The following is a 16558-nucleotide window of genomic DNA, read 5'->3' on the forward strand; positions in this document are numbered from 1 at the left end:
CCTAACAACCCATTAGCTTTCATGCCCATCTTCCTTTTCCTGCATGCCCGCATAGCTTTGCAGGCCGCTGCACACCACGTCGCCAACCCATACCGCGCCGCGCGCCTGGTTCAGATCCAGCGCCACTTCGCAGCTCTGTCCTTTGCCGTAGTTGAAGTCGATGACCGGGAATTTCTTATCAACATCCATCACAAACTCGCCGTTATCGTCGGTGCGGGTACGCCCGATATGGTTGCTGATGTGGGCATTCGCCAGCAGGCTGCCGTCCTCGGCGCGGATGCGCCCGGACACCGTGACCATCTGCTTCACTTCCGGCTCCAGCACCGCCACGTTGCCCGGATAGAGCGTCAGGCGGCTTTTACGTCCGCTCACGATGTCGTAGCTGTCCAGCGAGTTTTTGCTGTTCTGCAGTTCCACTTCATAACGGTTGTATGGCGACAGCGGCAGATAGTTGCGATTGCCGGAGAGCTGCACGATGCGGCCATTAACCTTGGCGCTCAGCTGACCGTCATCCTCCAGACCGGTATGGAAAATCACCCCGGCGTTGCCGTCGGTGCGGCCGCTGGCGGCGATATGTTTTCCCTGCCAGCCGACGCTGCCGCTGGCGCTCAGGTTGGTATTCACATAGCCATCGGCGCCGCTGTTGACGTTCAGCGTGCCGTTGGCATAGCGGGTTTCGAACTGCGCATAGGCGCCGCCGCTGAGGGTTTTGTCATCGCCGGTATTGCCGGAAACCGCCCGCGACATATTGGCGCCGATGGTACGAATTGGGCCTTCTTTAAAGCGCTTACGCGCGGAGAGGTTAGCTGTTGAATAGCCGTTCTGGTGCGACATGCCGGCGCTGAGCCAGTTGCCGAGCGGCAGAGATAGGTCAAGGGCGATATATTTCCCGGTATCGCTGCCGCTATTGCTGCTGCTTCCCGAGTTGTTAAAGCGCTGGATCCCGGCGCGCAGACCCAGAGAGCCGAATGAGCCGCTATAGATAGTCTGATAGTAATCCGCGGTATAGTAGTGGCTGTTGTTTTCTCGGTCGTCGTTGTAGCTGATGCTGAAAGTACCCAGTTTTGACCACAGCGAACCAAGGTTTAACGAGCCGCCAATGGCCCGGTTATCGGCATCGCTACGGCGCAGCGTGTCGCCAATCGAGGTTTTCTCCTGGTTGACCCAAATAGAGCTGAAACCGCCTGGTAGCGTAGCGCTCACGCTGCTGATGGCGCTCCATGAGCCGTCGCTGGCCGCCATATTTTGCAAATTGACGTTAATGGCGTTGGTCAGCGGCAGAGTAAAGCGCGCTTCGGCCACAGCGCTGGTGTCGTAGCCATAACCGGTCGCGGACCAGCTGAGGGTGCTGATAGCGCCGGAGGAAGACACGCCGGCCAACCAGGTATCTTTCGCCTCTTGTGTTTTTCTGCCGCTTTGCGACCAGCGGTCCATATGGAAGCTGCCGCCCCATACCTGCCAGGCCAGCGGCGCGCCCGCGCCGCGCCCGCGGGAGAACAACTTGTTGACTCGCTGCGTGCGTTTGCTGACCGAGCGGCCGTTAATGATGACTTCAACTTCAATATCGTAGATCCCGTAGGGCAGCCCGCGGGTATCCACTTCGTGGTTACCCATCGCAAAGTTCTGCACGCTGAGCAGGCGGCCATCGCGCTTCAGATGTACTTCACCGGCGGCGGATAAAAAGGCGACGATCGGGGTGACCGACTGGCTGTTATCAAATACCGTAGAGCTGGCCTGGTTCCCCCAAGAGGCGCCATATATTTTACCCGCGGAAATGGCGGTCATTGGGCCGAGCGACTGTAAATTCCAGGTGTCGAGCATACCGCCGGCAAAACGGTGGCCAGCGAAATCTCGCTCGTACATTGCTTTATACAACTGCTGATTCTGATTGCTGGTCCCGGCGCCGTATATCGAACCGTCCAGTACCAGATGGTGTTCGCGCAATGCGATAACGTTGTTCAATGACAGATAGCTGGAGGTGCTATCGCCGCCGCTGCTCATCTGGTTGTTGTAGACCCCGAGGTTGTAGGTGAGGCTACTGCTCAGGCCGTCCACGCTGGACTGGCCGATATCTTCGCTACGCGAGCGCAGCACGGTGCCAAGCGCCCCTTTTTTAACCACCAACTGCAGCAGTAGCCGGCGCAGGTCGAACTGAAGCTTAGCGTCGGCGGACAGCGGGATGCTCAGCGATTTGTTAAAGGGTTCATCCGCCATTTGCGTCAGCGTTTGCCTGATCTGATCGCTGACGGTGGCGTTTTGCTCTTTATCTTCCAGACGGATTTGTCGTAGGCGCACCTTACCGTTATCCAGCCAGATAAAAGCGCTACCGATGCGCTGGTCGTCCTGCGTTCCACTATTGCCTTCGAGGTGAATAAACAGCGGCAGGCTCATGCCGTCTTGCAGCGCCACGCGAAACGTTTGGGGAATAATAACGCCGCCAATCTGCGATATTTTTTCTGCGTCAGCCATAACGAAACAGGGAGACGAAAACACGACAATTCCGGACGTGATTAATACACGACGTCCATGACGATTCCATAATGAGGACATATCCCTATCCCATGGTTATTAATCTATTTTACTGGTACAAACTGCTCGCCCTGCCACAGCGCGACTCGCCCTTTTTTATCTGCGACATTTACGCGGGTGAAGCGGCGGTCTTTGCCCGGCATCAGGAAATAGCTCTCTTTGCATTCCTTACCGTCGGCGGCCTTCAGGCAAGGGCCGTAGGCCAGGATGCGCAACGTGGCGTTACCGGTATTGGTCATTAAGCCGTTGTTATACTGATAGCGGAAGTTCACCTTGCGCGGCGCGACGACCAGAATGGTGCCGATGCGGGCGGAAGCCGTGGCTACCGCATTGCGCCTGGCGCCGGTTTTTTGCGCGTCGCCCAGGGCCTGATCGAACCAGACGATGCGGTAATAGCGCTCCTGGTCATCGGCAGGGCCTTTATAGAAAAAGCGGATTTGTTCGCTGCTCTTTGCCGGCATCAGCAGGCTGGCGGGAGTTTGTAGCACTTCATCTCGCGATGACATTGGGATCACGCGGCCATCTTCCAGCGGGGAGGAGAGGCGTTCAAGCTGAATAGTAATCAGGCGACCGCTATCGGTCGTATTCTTAACTTCTTTACTTAGCGTACTGCTGCCGCTGTTCATAAAAGAGGAAATATCCCCCACGTCCAGCGCACTGGCGGGAGCGATCCCGCTTAAAAACAGACAGACTGCCAGAAGACGATATTTCATATGATTTCATCCATGAAAAAGCAGGGGAGCGACCCCTGCTTGATGCAATATAAAAAAATCAGCTGGTCCAGGTTGCGTCGAACTGCACGCTAACGTCGCCGCTCCAGATACCTTCCGGCAGGGTGCTGTAATCAGTTACAGCAGTCTTACCGTCGGAGGTGCCGCCGTTGATGGAGAAGGTGAAGCTGTCCTGTGCGCTGGTACGGCCCGCGGTGTTATAACCGTTGGACAGGGCGCTCAGGTTACCGCCCAGAATGTTGTTCGCGGTATCGATCATCACGGTATCGGAAGCCTTATCAATGGCGGTGCCGTTATAATCGATGCCCACGCTCAGGGTGGAACCGGAAGTATCCAGCTGAGTCAGGGTGTTGGTCAGCAGACGGGAGGTCAGTTTGAAGCCAGTTGCAGTGGTGTCGCCTTCAACGGTGACGTCATACAGACCTTTCTGAGTGTTAAAGCCTTTGATGCCGTCAGCATACTGGAAAGTCAGGCTTCCCAGCGGAGTAACAACCAGTTTGCTGGTGGTATCTTTTTTAGCGGTTGCGGACCAGGTGGCAACGGATTGCGCGGTGACGCTTGTTGCTGCCTGAGCCACACCCATACCTGCAAATGCAGCGACCAGAGCTATAGCAAGAACCTTTTTATTCATAACAATTCATCCTGATTTAAAATTAAGGGCCGGAGCCCTAGATTACGCATTAGTCATTAATACGCGGTAATACAAATGGTTTAGTTAATTACTCAAAGAACCATCCTGACTATGTTTTATATGGTTCTTTATCCCAGAGGTTTTTAAATTTCTATAATCAAATCAACGGGCTTTTATTAATTGGCCTTTTAAGTAATGGGGCTGCCTGCGACTGGCGTATATGAATTATGTTACATGAATATATGTGTTAATTTTATTGCACCCATTAATTTTATAAACACCTGCAATGTCACGTTATCAATTATACGCTTAATGGAATAAGGCTTATTATTTTTTGAGATAGCGTGTTGTCGATGAGATAAAATGTATTCGCTTAACATGAACAAGTCAATGTGGTGTCTTCATCAACATTGTGATGTAATCATGCACGGTTATGATTAAGGGGTGTGGTATATGAATTTCTATTTATCAGCTTCAATTTTATTCTTTTTATAGGTCGTTAAATTCCTTTTATTTCAACTGAATGCGTGTGTTTGTTCGTTTTTTGATTTTACATATTGTTCGTTTTTCCTAAATTCACTTTAGTACGTCGAATGGTTTTCTTTGCTTTGCTCTCATTTTTTTGAAGAATGTGTTTAACTCATATTAGTTATTATGGGTATGTTGATGGCGAAGATGGCGGGTGATTTTTATTGTCAGTAATAATCCGAGTGAATGCTTTTGTAGGTGATATTGCTAAATGTTAATTTATAATTCTGAAATTTGAATTGTTGAGTTTTGTGAATTTAGAGATGATATTTTTCTATAACATCATCTTTGTATTAATGAGGTTTCATTGTTTGATGTTTAGACTGATTCATATCATTTTTCATAAGAATGTCTGTTTTCCTGGTTATGATATTTGTGTTGATGCAGTTGTTTGATTGGTTTTATGAATGTTATATGGCTGTTTATGTGTGTGAATAATAAGTAATTATATTGAGGGAGGTCATCTTTTAAATGGTTTAAAAGAGTAAATTGCATATTCGATTTTTATTATACCACTGGATATGCCGTGTCAATTTATAAGCACTGGGGGAAAACCCGACGGGGAGATGCTGGCGGAGGCGACGATTATCACCTGCTATGCTGGCATTCTTTGGATGTAGCCGCGATGGGCTACTGGATGGTAAAGAATAACATTTATGGCCTCGCGGATTATTTTCGTCGTTTGGGCCTCATCGATATTGAGGCTGCCGCTCAATTCTTTGCCTGGTTATTATGCTGGCATGACTGTGGAAAGTTTGCCCGTTCCTTCCAGCAACTCTATACCAATGACAATCTTGCCGCGACTGTCGAAAGCCGTCGGGACTATGAAACAATACCGCATTCAACGCTGGGTTACTGGTTATGGAACACCTGTCTAAGCGAATGCCCTGAACTATTCCCTAACTCCCGGCTTCCTACGCGAAAGCTTAAACGCGTTATTGCAATGTGGATGCCGTTAACCACCGGACACCATGGGCGTCCACCGGTGGGGATGCGCGATCTGGATAATTTTCTTCCCGCTGATATTGAAGCGGCGCACGACTTTCTGTTAGCCATTAAGGCGCTGTTTCCGCGCGTTAATATTCCGCCGTGCTGGGATGACGATGAAGGTATTGAGCAGTTCAACCAGCTGTCGTGGTTTATTTCCGCCGCGGTCGTGCTGGCCGACTGGACGGGCTCCTCGACCCGCTTTTTCCCGCGAGTTTCCCAACGCATGCCGCTGGAAGTTTACTGGCGGAAGGCATACTCGCAGGCAGAACAAGCGATGCACGTTTTTCCGCCTGCAGCGGAGGTTGCGCCATTTAGGGGAATAGACGCATTATTTCCTTTTATTCAGCACCCTACGCCGCTTCAGCAGGCGGTACTGGATCTGGATATCAGTCAACCGGGGCCGCAGTTGTTTATCCTTGAGGATGTTACCGGCGCAGGTAAAACGGAGGCGGCGTTAATCCTGACCCACCGTTTGATGTCTGCCGGAAAGGCGCAGGGGCTGTTTTTCGGTCTGCCGACCATGGCTACGGCCAATGCCATGTTTGAGCGTTTAGCGCAATCGTGGCTGGCGCTCTATCAACCCGGCGCGCTTCCAAGCCTGATGCTGGCCCACAGCGCACGCGGCTTGATGGATAGCTTTAATCAGACCATCTGGTCCGGCGATTTCTCCGGTTCGGAAGAGCCTGATGATGCTCAACCTTTTAGCCAGGGCTGCGCCGCATGGTTTGCCGATAGCAATAAAAAAGCGCTGCTGGCGGAGGTGGGCGTCGGTACGCTCGACCAGGCCATGATGGCGGTGATGCCTTTTAAACATAATAATCTGCGGTTGCTGGGGCTTGACAATAAAGTGCTGCTGGCCGACGAGATCCACGCCTACGATGCTTATATGTCGCGGATCCTGGAAAGCCTGATTGAACAACAGGCGCGCAGTGGCAATTGCGTCATTCTGCTTTCCGCGACGCTATCGCAACAGCAGCGCGAAAAGCTTGTGACCGCCTTTAGTCGCGGCAGCGGCTATACCGCTGACGCGCCGTTATTGAGTTATGAAGACTACCCCTGGCTGACGCAAGTCGCAGGTCAGGAGATTATTTCCCGCCATGTTGCGACCCGCAAAGAGGTCGAGCGCAGCGTAGATATCGGCTGGCTGGATAACGAAGACGCCTGCCTTGCCCGTATCGAGCAATCCGCCAGCGAAGGGCGTTGTATCGCCTGGATACGCAATTCAATCGACGACGCCGTGCGCATCTATCGCCAACTGCTGGCGAGAGGCGTGATTCCCGCCGAAAAAATCTCTTTATTTCATAGCCGATTCGCCTTTTATGACCGCCAACGAATTGAGACGGAAACGCTATCGCAATTTGGTAAGTGCGGTTGCTCGCTACGGGCGGGTAGGGTGCTCATTGCCACCCAGGTCATAGAGCAGAGCCTGGATATCGATATGGACGAAATGATCTCCGATTTGGCGCCTATCGATTTACTGATTCAGCGTGCCGGCCGCCTACAGCGCCACATTCGCGACCGTCACGGTCGGCTGAAGGACGGCGGTAAAGACGAGCGTGCAGCGCCGCAGCTTCTGATCCTCGCTCCGCAATGGAATGACGCGCCGCAGGAAGAGTGGCTGAGCAGCGCGATGCCCAACAGCGCTTATGTCTATCCCGATCATGGCCGTCTGTGGCTGACGCAGCGCGTTTTGCGACAGCAGGGGGCCATTCGGATGCCGCAATCTGCCCGATTGTTGATTGAATCCGTTTACGGGGAAGATATCGCCATTCCCGACGGATTAGCTAAAGCAGAGCAAACGCAGCAGGCGAAATATTATTGCGACCGCGCGTTTGCCCATCAAATGCTCCTGAATTTTAAGCCGGGATATAGCCCCGATAGCAGTGATTTCCTGGCTGACAAACTCTCGACCCGCCTGGCGGAAGAATCAGTCACGCTGTGGCTGGCGAAAAGCGAAGGTGGGCAATTGCTGCCATATGCCTGCGGCGCGCATCCGTGGGAAATGAGCATGTTGCGGGTACGCGAAAGCTGGTGGCGTAAACATAAGTCAGAATTCGCGCTTCTGGACGGTGAACCGCTACAGCGGTGGTGTGTAGAGCAGCACCAGAACCCGGATTTCGCCATCGTGATTATGGTAACGGATTCACCCGCCTGCGGTTATTCGGCCAGTGAAGGATTAATCGGAATAATGGAGGTCTAGCAGCTAACCACATGAATAGTTTCTCTCTTTTAACAACTTCCTGGCTTCCGGTCCGTTATCGCGATGGCATCACGGGTAAGCTGGCGCCGATCGGGTTGGCGGATGAAAACGTGGTGGATATCGCCGCCACGCGAGCGGATTTACAAGGCGCTGCCTGGCAATTCCTGGTGGGGCTGTTGCAGAGCGCGATGGCGCCCAAAAACCGCAAGGGTTGGGAAGATATCTGGGAAGATGGGTTATGCGCGGATACGCTCGCCGCGGCATTAGCGCCGCTGGAGGCAGCCTTCCAGTTTGGCCCGGATGCGCCCGCATTTATGCAGGATTTCGATTCGTTAGCGGGGGGTGAGATACCGATTGCTTCTCTGTTGCCGGATGTTCCTGGCGCGCAGACTATTAAGTTTAATAAAGACCATTTTGTTAAACGCGGCGTCACGGGGCGCTTTTGCCCGCACTGCGCGGCGCTGGCGTTATTCTCACTGCAGCTTAATGCGCCGTCGGGAGGCAAAGGCTACCGCACCGGGCTGCGCGGCGGCGGGCCGCTGACCACGCTTATCGAACTGCAGGAGTATAAAGGTGAGCGTCTCACCCCATTGTGGCGCAAGTTGTGGCTCAACGTACTACCGCAGGATGCCGCGGATATGCCGTTACCTGGCGCCTGGGATGAGTCTGTTTTCCCATGGCTTGCTCCGACGCGCACCAGCGAGCAGGCCAGCGCCATCACCACCCCTGAGCAGGTTGATAAGCTGCAGGCGTACTGGGGAATGCCGCGCCGTATCCGTCTGGATTTCGTCTCCACCCAGCGAGGGAGTTGCGATATCTGCGGCAGCGAAAGCGATGCGCTACTCAGTCAGATGGCGGTCAAAAACTACGGCGTAAACTATGATGGCTGGCGCCACCCGCTCACGCCGTATCGCCTGGCGCTGAAAGGCGATGGCGGCTTCTTTTCCGTCAAACCACAGCCCGGCGGGCTTATCTGGCGCGACTGGCTGGGGTTAAGCCAGGACAATCAAACGGAAAACAACAGCGAATTCCCGGCCTTGGTCGTCAAGGCGTTCAACGCGCGCGGCCTCAACAATATAAAAGCCGGCTTGTGGGGATTCGGCGCCGACTTCGACAACATGAAGATTCGCTGCTGGTACGAACATCATTTCCCGTTGTTGATGGATGAAAGCACGATCCCGCATTTACGCAAAGCCACGCAAACCGCCATACGTCTGCTTAGCCTGCTGCGCAACGCGCTAAAAGAGGCGTGGTTTGACGACCCCAAAGGCGCGCGCGGCGACTTCAGCTTTATCGATATCGATTTCTGGAACCAGACCCAGCCGCGCTTTTTGAATCTCATCAACGAACTGGAGGATGGCCAACCCGCGCAGGAGCGGCTGGATAAATGGCAAAGCGAGTTGTGGTTATTCGTTCGTCGCTGCTTTGACGATCGCGTTTTTACCAATCCCTATGAAAACAACGATCTGGCGCGCTGCATGACCGCGCGAAAAAAATATTTCGCTACTTCGGACGAAAAGAAGAGTGCAAAAGCCGCCAGGACTAAAAAGCAGGAGGCTGCGCAATGAATGTTGTAAGTGATGAACATAAGGCCACGCTGCGTCAATGGCATGAAGAGCTGCAGGAGAAGCGTGGGCTGCGGGCCAGCCTGCGGCGTAGCGCGACGCTGAACGATGTTTGTTTGTCGGAAGGCTTCCGCTCCCTGATGATGCAAACGCATTCTCTGTGGAATACCGAGGGGAAGGAGTGGCGCTTTACCGCGTTGGCGCTGGTGGCGGCGCTGGCGGCGCAGGTGAAAACAATTGATGAACGCCAGACGTTCGCCGCTCAACTGGGACAGAAAACGGGTGATAACCCGGTGATGTCGAGGTTGCGGTTCGCCCGACTTTCGGCGGTCAAAACCCCCGACGAGCTGCTTCGCCAACTGCGCCGTGCGGTAAGTTTGCTGCACGGCTCCGTCAATTTGTTGTCGCTGGCAGATGATGTCTTTCGCTGGTGCAGGGAACAAAACGATTTACTGAATCACCGCCGCCGTCAGCAGCGGCCAATCGAATTTATCCGTATCCGCTGGGCGCTGGACTATTACCAGGCCGGCGATGCCGAATGATTTTAAAAGGAACTTCAAATGACGACTTTTATTCAGCTTCATTTACTGACTGCTTATCCTGCCGCTAACCTGAACCGCGACGACACCGGTTCCCCGAAAACCGTTGTGCTTGGCGGCGCGACGCGTTTGCGCATCTCATCGCAGAGCCTGAAACGCGCATGGCGTACTTCCGAGCTTTTTGAGCAAGCGCTGGCCGGTCATATTGGCATCCGCAGCGGCCGCATCGCCCGCGAGGCGGCGAAGATCCTGATGGAACGAGGTATTGAGCCGAAAAAAGCGGTCGAATACGTCAAGAATATAGCCAAGTGCTTTGGCAAGGTAAAAGAAGAAAAGAAACCAAAAGACGATTTGACGAATGCTGAAACTGAGCAACTGGCACATATCAGCCCGGCAGAGTTCGAGGCGGTAAAAGCGCTGGCGCATCGTTTGGCAGAAGAAAAACGCCCGGCGACGGAAGAGGAAGCCGCACTGTTACGCCGTGACCGTATGGCTGTCGATATCGCCATGTTTGGCCGCATGCTGGCCAATAAGCCGGAATTCAACGTTGAGGCTGCCTGCCAGGTGGCGCACGCGTTCGGTGTCAGCGAAACGATCGTCGAAGATGATTTCTTTACCGCCGTAGATGATCTACGCCAGGCATCGGCAGAAGACGCTGGCGCAGGCCACTTAGGCGAAACGGGTTTTGGTTCGGCGCTGTTTTATACCTATATCTGCATTGATAAAGATCTGCTGGTAAAAAACCTCAATGGTAATGAAGAACTGGCGAACAAAACGCTACGCGCCTTCACCGAAGCAGCGCTAAAAGTCTCTCCAACCGGCAAACAGAACAGCTTCGCCAGCCGCGCCTACGCGTCCTGGGCGCTGGCGGAAAAAGGTACCGAGCAACCGCGCTCACTGGCGGCGGCATTTTATCAGCCTATTAATGGCGGCGATCAACTGGGTGTCGCGGCGCAGCGCATTACGACCCTGCAGGAAAATATGAATACGGTCTACGGGCAGCAGACGGCATTTCAGCGCTTCGATGTAATGAATAAGCAGGGAAGCATGAACGACGTGCTTGATTTCATCTGCGCGTAAGGGGCGGCTTATGAGCCAATATTTGGTTTTTCAGCTTCATGGGCCGATGGCGTCGTGGGGCGTGGACGCCCCCGGCGAAGTCCGCCACAGCCATGAGCTGCCATCCCGGTCTGCGTTGCTGGGGCTGTTGGCGGCGTCATTAGGGATCCGCCGCGAAGAAGAGCAGCGGTTAAGGGCCCTTAACCAGCACTATACCTTTTTGCTCTGCGCCAGCAGCGAACCGCGCTGGGCGCGAGACTATCACACCGTACAGGTGCCGAAAGAGGTGCGTAACGCGCGCTATTTCAGTCGCCGTGAAGAGCTGCAGGATCCTGAATTGCTCAGCGCGTTGATCTCCCGGCGCGATTATTACACCGATGCCTGGTGGATGATTGCCGTTGCGGTTACGCCGGATGCGCCTTACACGCTGGAGCAGTTGCAGGAGGCGCTGCGCCATCCGGTATTTCCGCTGTATCTGGGGCGCAAAAGCCATCCGTTGGCACTACCGTTAATGCCGCTGCTGCTTGCGGGCCACGCTGCGGATGTACTTCGCCAGGCTTATCGCCAGTATCAGGAGAAATTTAGCCTATTGAGGCTTTCTCTGAGGCCGTTGCAGGATCAATGCTGGTGGGAGGGCGAGCACGCCGGTTTAGTCGCGAACAAAATACTGCGCCGTCGCGATTGTCCGCTGAACCGCCAGCAGTGGCTATTTGGCGAGCGTACCGTTAATCAGGGATCCTGGCTTAGCAAGGAGGAAACGTGTACCTCTCAAGAATAACGTTGCATACCGGCCAGCTTTCTCCCCCACAGCTATTGCACCTGGTGGACCGCGGTGAATACGTCATGCACCAGTGGTTGTGGCAGCTTTTTCCCGCAGAACAACAGCGGCAGTTTTTGTATCGGCGCGAAGAGCTACAGGGGGCGTTTCGTTTCTTCGTACTGTCAGCGCAGCTGCCTGCCAAGAGCGAGATTTTTGAGATCCAAAGCCGCGCGTTCAATCCGCAGCTCCGTGTCGGGCAGAAATTGCGGTTTAGCCTGCGGGCAAACCCAACGATTAGCAAAGCAGGCAAACGCCACGATTTGCTAATGGATGCCAAACGGCAGGTTAAAGGGCTCGTTGAGTCTAAGGACATCTGGGCGCATCAACGGCAGGCCGCGCTGGACTGGTTAACCCGGCAGGGTGAACAAAGTGGATTCACTTTAGCGGAGACCGACGTGGATGCTTATCGTCAGCAGCTGATACGCCGCGAAAAATCACGCCAGACGATCCAGTTCAGCAGCGTGGACTATACCGGCACGCTGGTGATTAACGATCCAGCGTTATTTTTGCAGCGGCTGGCGTCGGGATACGGTAAAAGCCGGGCTTTCGGCTGTGGAATGATGATGATCAAACCCGGAGATGACGAGTGACCTTTGTGCCGCTAAATCCCATCCCGCTAAAAGATCGCACGTCGATGATCTTTCTCCAGTATGGGCAGATCGATGTGCTGGATGGCGCATTTGTGTTGATCGACAAAACCGGGATCCGTACCCATATCCCGGTAGGGTCGGTAGCCTGCATTATGCTGGAGCCGGGAACGCGGGTTTCGCATGCGGCGGTGCGTCTGGCCTCGACCGTCGGGACGCTGCTGGTGTGGGTAGGGGAGGCCGGTGTACGGGTATACTCTTCCGGGCAACCCGGCGGCGCGCGGGCCGACAAACTGTTGTACCAGGCTAAGCTGGCGCTGGATGACGATTTGCGGCTGAAAGTGGTGCGCAAAATGTATGAACTGCGTTTTCGCGAGGCGCCGCCCGCGCGGCGTTCCGTTGAACAACTGCGCGGCATTGAAGGATCTCGCGTTCGCCAAACCTATGCGCTGTTGGCGAAGCGTTACGGCGTGAAATGGCACGGGCGTAATTATGATCCGAAAGGTTGGGCCAAAGGAGATATCGTCAACCAGTGCATCAGTGCGGCGACGTCGTGTCTGTATGGAATTTCAGAGGCGGCGATACTGGCGGCTGGCTATGCGCCAGCCATCGGTTTTATCCACAGCGGCAAGCCGCTTTCGTTTGTTTATGATATTGCTGACATTATTAAATTTGATGCCGTGGTGCCCAAGGCATTTGAGATTGCCGCTCGTCATCCTGCTGAACCGGATAAAGAAGTAAGGCTGGCCTGTCGCGATATTTTCCGCAGCACACAACTGACCGAGAAACTGATTCCGTTGATTGAAGAGGTGCTGTCGGCAGGGGAAATCGAACCACCTCAACCACCGCCGGATATGCTGCCGCCGGCGATCCCGGAGCCTGAATCAATGGGTGATAGCGGGCATCGAGGGCATGGCTGATGAGTATGCTTATGGTGGTGACGGAAAATGTTCCTCCTCGTCTGCGAGGGCGACTCGCTATCTGGCTGCTGGAGGTTCGTGCGGGAGTCTACGTTGGCGATACCTCAAAGCGGATCCGAGAAATGATTTGGCAGCAGGTGATACAGCTTAGCGATTGCGGAAATGTGGTGATGGCCTGGGCAACGAACAGCGAATCTGGTTTTGAGTTTCAAACCTGGGGAGAGAACCGCCGCATGCCGGTAGATTTGGATGGCTTACGACTGGTTTCATTTCTTCCCATTGAAAATCAATGAGTTGAATGTTCTTTAATAATATGAAATTGTTGGAATAAAGTTGGTAGATTGTTGGTGTCTTAAAAAGACATTAAAAAACAGTTATATATGTTTAGTGTGTTCCCCGCGCCAGCGGGGATAAACCGATTTCTGGCCTGTGTGGACTCAATTCATCTGAGTGTTCCCCGCGCCAGCGGGGATAAACCGGTGGATTGGATCCGCGTTCGGACGTCGTCGACGTGTTCCCCGCGCCAGCGGGGATAAACCGCCGCTCCCACACGTATTTGCAAATAATTTCCTGTGTTCCCCGCGCCAGCGGGGATAAACCGACCTGGAATACCTGACGCAGCAGGCGGAAAAAGTGTTCCCCGCGCCAGCGGGGATAAACCGCAGAGGAACCGGTAACCGAGGACGTGTGGCAGGTGTTCCCCGCGCCAGCGGGGATAAACCGCTGGTCAATAGCCTGTTTGATATCATCGCCAAGTGTTCCCCGCGCCAGCGGGGATAAACCGCGTATATTTTGCGCTGTTTAGTGGCTGCAAATGTGTTCCCCGCGCCAGCGGGGATAAACCGGCTTATTTCCCTTTTTTGGTTGCGGCTTCCAGGTGTTCCCCGCGCCAGCGGGGATAAACCGTCAGATTGTGAGCGGGCGCGGATGCGACAGCGGTGTTCCCCGCGCCAGCGGGGATAAACCGTTCTTAAACAGGTACGGCCAGACCAGAACGCGGTGTTCCCCGCGCTAGCGGGGATAAACCGTACCTGAAAATTGCAGCAGGTCTGGAGGAATGGTGTTCCCCGCGCCAGCGGGGATAAACCGGATTAAGAAGGAGAGAATTAACGGCGTATTCTGTGTTCCCCGCGCCAGCGGGGATAAACCGTGGATGACGTCATTAAATCGTGACGATCAGCAGTGTTCCCCGCGCCAGCGGGGATAAAGCGGCGGAGAAGGTTATTAGCGCTGAAGCGGATAGGTGTTCCCCGCGCCAGCGGGGATAAACCGACTAACAATTTGGCCCAGGCTACCAACGGTCTGTGTTCCCCGCGCCAGCGGGGATAAACCGTAGTTTTGTTTTAGGTTACGATCGCCACTTCTCATTCCTATTTCATTCTCGACTCTTTAGCTTTTCCCACTAACCTTTCGCTCAGAAAAATCCGGAGATGGGCATTGTCGGCCAAATTTCTCAGCCCAGGGGAATGGCGCCCCGTTTTTCACGTAAAGCTGGTACAGCCGCTTAACCGATTGTTGGTCGCTCGAGACCCAGCTGCTGGCATTGCAAAGTATGGCGGCATAGGCCTGAGATTTACGCGGAAGCAAACTGGCTGCTTTTTCAGCAAATTTTGCCGCCCTCCAGCGATAATGCTCCACATGGTTAAACGGTTTGGTTCCTGATTGCTGTATGCGATATTGCTCCTCGCTACCAACCCATGAATTTACTCCAGAGATATTGTTTATGGCGTCTGCGCAGGACAGGTACGTATTTGCGTCACTTAAATACTTTTGGTCAGGCTCCAAAAAATAGCTCATCAGGTTGTCGCCATGCTCGCGCAAAATGACCGCAGCCTGCCACCAGCCCTCGGCTTGGTCGATTTTAGAGCCGCTTTCGGGAAGCGTATCAACAAATGACTGTGCAAGCTGGCGGTCCTGCTGATTATCAAAATAGGGTAAGGCTTTTTGATACTGGCCATCGCGCATCAGGCGATGGGCGAGGAGGGTGCGAAATTCGATACCGTATGTATCTTCCTTATCGCGCTGTGGATTTTGCGTTTGTGGCGAGTCTGATGGCGGAAAATATTTGTCTACAAATGCCGTTAACTCTTCCATGGTGAGTAGCCGCTCGCCAATCCAGAACGGGCCTCGCCAGTAGTATGTTGGGCGATACAACAGCTCCATCGCTTGAGGGTAGTTATTATTTTTTAACGCCAGTAATGCTCGCTCGGCGCTAATTCGCTCACTCGGAATCTCATATGAGTACTCCTCGATTGCCATATTGAAGAATGGGTTTACCCAATTCTCTCCTTCCACGGGAAGTGAGCTGGCCGCTTTTTCGTACCAGACTGTCGCTTTTTTTACATCACCTTCACGCAATGCCATTTTAGCCCGCAGCCATGATGTCAGCATATTCTCTTCCGCATGTTGTAATAGCTGCGTAACCGTAGAATATTGCCCGTAACGGTAGGCCAGGGCGATAAGATGAACATCCGAAGGCAAATCATCATTGGTCGCTTTTAACAGCGCTGCCACCACTTTAGGGTAGTAAGCGCCAATCTGAAAGATGCCGTCATTGGCTGAAGCATCAACGGGAGTGGCGTTCAAATGGGCAATAAGCAACTGCCGGATAAGCGGGTCAGCAATATGCTTTTGCAGAAAAACTTCATTTTCCGGATGGCTTATATTTTCGGCAACTTGATATAGCCGTACGCTGCTGGAGAGCGATCCCTGCGCTGCCAGCCGGGCATAAAAATGGGCTTCATCGATAAAGGCGTCCGTTTCGCTTTCGCTCGCGATACGGGCCTGTTGCCCTAGACTAGCCAGGGAAAGTAACTGCGGATCGTCCTGGCCGTTACGTACAGCATCGATAATTTGCTGAAAGAGAGCAAAGGCCTCTGCTGATTCAGGACGGCTAACCTCAATATCTCTAGTGTCGGGCAAGGCTTCCAGATCGCTTAAGCTGGCTAGCGGATTCTCCTGGATTAAATCCTGCCCCAGCGCAAAAAGCGCTTTCAATCCCCATTCGCCTTGCCGCTCCGCTGGCAGCGCAAGCAGCTGGCGGAAATATTCACGCGCTAGTTCACGATCGCCGTCATACGCAACGGCGCCGAGCGCATACAGGCGCTGGGCGGCGGGAAGGTTCGCGGTCATCTTCTCGGCGGCCTCTACTGAGCCGCTCTCGAGGATCGCTTTCAGCTGGGCGCCCTGAGCGGAAGTGGCGAGCTTATCTTTGGCGGTGTCGCGCCATTGCGGCAGGAGCGGGTCGGGCGGTAACAGGTGGCTGCTGGCAAAGGCAAAGTTGCCCTGCGGCAATTCGAGCAGGCGGGCCTCGCGGTTAGTCAGAAAAAAATAGTCCGGGCATTCCGTCAATGGAGATTCGCAGGCGTGGCCGCTGGCTGCACCAAGCGCGGCGATCAGAAATACAGCCAGAGACAATTTGCGTAAAGGCATGTTGCATTCCTTGCTAAGAAGCCTGGC

The 16558-nt window shown here is 53.9% G+C and carries 12 protein-coding genes and 1 CRISPR repeat array; of the genes, 8 read left to right on the plus strand and 4 right to left on the minus strand.

From position 1 onward, the window contains the following. Positions 1-12 precede the first annotated feature (12 nt). Genes PGR10_RS12730 through ecpA form a run of 3 tightly spaced genes read right to left on the minus strand, consistent with a single transcriptional unit; the run spans position 13 to position 3891 of the window. Positions 13-2550 carry a CS1-pili formation C-terminal domain-containing protein gene (locus PGR10_RS12730; protein ID WP_430923569.1) on the minus strand — a complete coding sequence of 846 codons (2538 nt, stop codon included), beginning with the start codon at positions 2548-2550 and terminating at the stop codon, positions 13-15. A gap of 23 nt (positions 2551-2573) precedes the next feature. Continuing rightward, a complete protein-coding gene (locus PGR10_RS12735) occupies positions 2574-3242 on the minus strand; it encodes a hypothetical protein (RefSeq protein WP_087858585.1) in 669 nt (222 codons plus the stop codon). Positions 3243-3300: 58 nt separating this feature from the next. Beyond that, positions 3301-3891, minus strand: coding sequence for a common pilus major fimbrillin subunit EcpA (gene ecpA, locus PGR10_RS12740; RefSeq protein ID WP_047044252.1), 591 nt, complete (start codon positions 3889-3891; stop codon positions 3301-3303). 1054 nt (positions 3892-4945) lie between these two features. Between ecpA and cas3 the strand changes: the two genes are divergently transcribed. The 8 genes from cas3 to cas2e are packed head-to-tail and all read left to right on the plus strand — an operon-like array spanning position 4946 to position 13392. Then, a complete protein-coding gene (cas3, locus tag PGR10_RS12745; RefSeq protein ID WP_430923570.1) occupies positions 4946-7609 on the plus strand; it encodes a CRISPR-associated helicase Cas3' in 2664 nt (887 codons plus the stop codon). Between the two features lie 11 nt (positions 7610-7620). Continuing rightward, positions 7621-9177 carry a type I-E CRISPR-associated protein Cse1/CasA gene (casA, locus tag PGR10_RS12750; protein WP_430923571.1) on the plus strand — a complete coding sequence of 519 codons (1557 nt, stop codon included), beginning with the start codon at positions 7621-7623 and terminating at the stop codon, positions 9175-9177. Further along, positions 9174-9716, plus strand: a complete 543-nt coding sequence (gene casB / locus PGR10_RS12755; protein ID WP_047044258.1) for a type I-E CRISPR-associated protein Cse2/CasB — start codon at positions 9174-9176, stop codon at positions 9714-9716. The genes casA and casB overlap by 4 nt, the downstream gene beginning before the upstream one ends. Positions 9717-9734: 18 nt before the next feature. Beyond that, positions 9735-10793 carry a type I-E CRISPR-associated protein Cas7/Cse4/CasC gene (cas7e, locus tag PGR10_RS12760; RefSeq protein WP_430923572.1) on the plus strand — a complete coding sequence of 353 codons (1059 nt, stop codon included), beginning with the start codon at positions 9735-9737 and terminating at the stop codon, positions 10791-10793. A gap of 10 nt (positions 10794-10803) precedes the next feature. Further along, positions 10804-11550 (plus strand): type I-E CRISPR-associated protein Cas5/CasD, encoded by a 747-nt coding sequence (gene cas5e, locus PGR10_RS12765; RefSeq protein WP_430923573.1) that lies wholly within the window; start codon positions 10804-10806, stop codon positions 11548-11550. Then, positions 11532-12182 (plus strand): type I-E CRISPR-associated protein Cas6/Cse3/CasE, encoded by a 651-nt coding sequence (cas6e, locus tag PGR10_RS12770; RefSeq protein ID WP_113372934.1) that lies wholly within the window; start codon positions 11532-11534, stop codon positions 12180-12182. Before cas5e ends, cas6e begins: the two co-directional genes overlap by 19 nt. Continuing rightward, a complete protein-coding gene (cas1e, locus tag PGR10_RS12775) occupies positions 12179-13099 on the plus strand; it encodes a type I-E CRISPR-associated endonuclease Cas1e (protein WP_430923574.1) in 921 nt (306 codons plus the stop codon). Before cas6e ends, cas1e begins: the two co-directional genes overlap by 4 nt. After that, positions 13099-13392, plus strand: coding sequence for a type I-E CRISPR-associated endoribonuclease Cas2e (gene cas2e / locus PGR10_RS12780; RefSeq protein WP_047044269.1), 294 nt, complete (start codon positions 13099-13101; stop codon positions 13390-13392). Before cas1e ends, cas2e begins: the two co-directional genes overlap by 1 nt. 96 nt (positions 13393-13488) lie before the next feature. Further along, a CRISPR array of direct repeats spans positions 13489-14432; the repeat unit is 29 nt; unit sequence GTGTTCCCCGCGCCAGCGGGGATAAACCG. A gap of 56 nt (positions 14433-14488) precedes the next feature. On the opposite strand, the gene PGR10_RS12785 is transcribed toward cas2e, so the two are convergent. Beyond that, positions 14489-16531, minus strand: a complete 2043-nt coding sequence (locus tag PGR10_RS12785; protein ID WP_430923575.1) for a hypothetical protein — start codon at positions 16529-16531, stop codon at positions 14489-14491. Positions 16532-16558 lie beyond the last annotated feature (27 nt).

Origin of the sequence: Klebsiella sp. 141198 (genome assembly GCF_050600785.1) — a bacterium.
Lineage (GTDB): Bacteria > Pseudomonadota > Gammaproteobacteria > Enterobacterales > Enterobacteriaceae > Klebsiella > Klebsiella aerogenes.

Coding starts and splice junctions, on each gene's coding strand:
- PGR10_RS12735 (WP_087858585.1), bottom strand. CDS start 3,242: ATGAAATATCGTCTTCTGGCAGTCTGTCTGTTTTTAAGCGGGATCGCT.
- casA (WP_430923571.1), top strand. CDS start 7,621: ATGAATAGTTTCTCTCTTTTAACAACTTCCTGGCTTCCGGTCCGTTAT.
- cas2e (WP_047044269.1), top strand. CDS start 13,099: ATGAGTATGCTTATGGTGGTGACGGAAAATGTTCCTCCTCGTCTGCGA.
- PGR10_RS12730 (WP_430923569.1), bottom strand. CDS start 2,550: ATGTCCTCATTATGGAATCGTCATGGACGTCGTGTATTAATCACGTCC.
- ecpA (WP_047044252.1), bottom strand. CDS start 3,891: ATGAATAAAAAGGTTCTTGCTATAGCTCTGGTCGCTGCATTTGCAGGT.
- PGR10_RS12785 (WP_430923575.1), bottom strand. CDS start 16,531: ATGCCTTTACGCAAATTGTCTCTGGCTGTATTTCTGATCGCCGCGCTT.
- cas5e (WP_430923573.1), top strand. CDS start 10,804: ATGAGCCAATATTTGGTTTTTCAGCTTCATGGGCCGATGGCGTCGTGG.
- casB (WP_047044258.1), top strand. CDS start 9,174: ATGAATGTTGTAAGTGATGAACATAAGGCCACGCTGCGTCAATGGCAT.
- cas7e (WP_430923572.1), top strand. CDS start 9,735: ATGACGACTTTTATTCAGCTTCATTTACTGACTGCTTATCCTGCCGCT.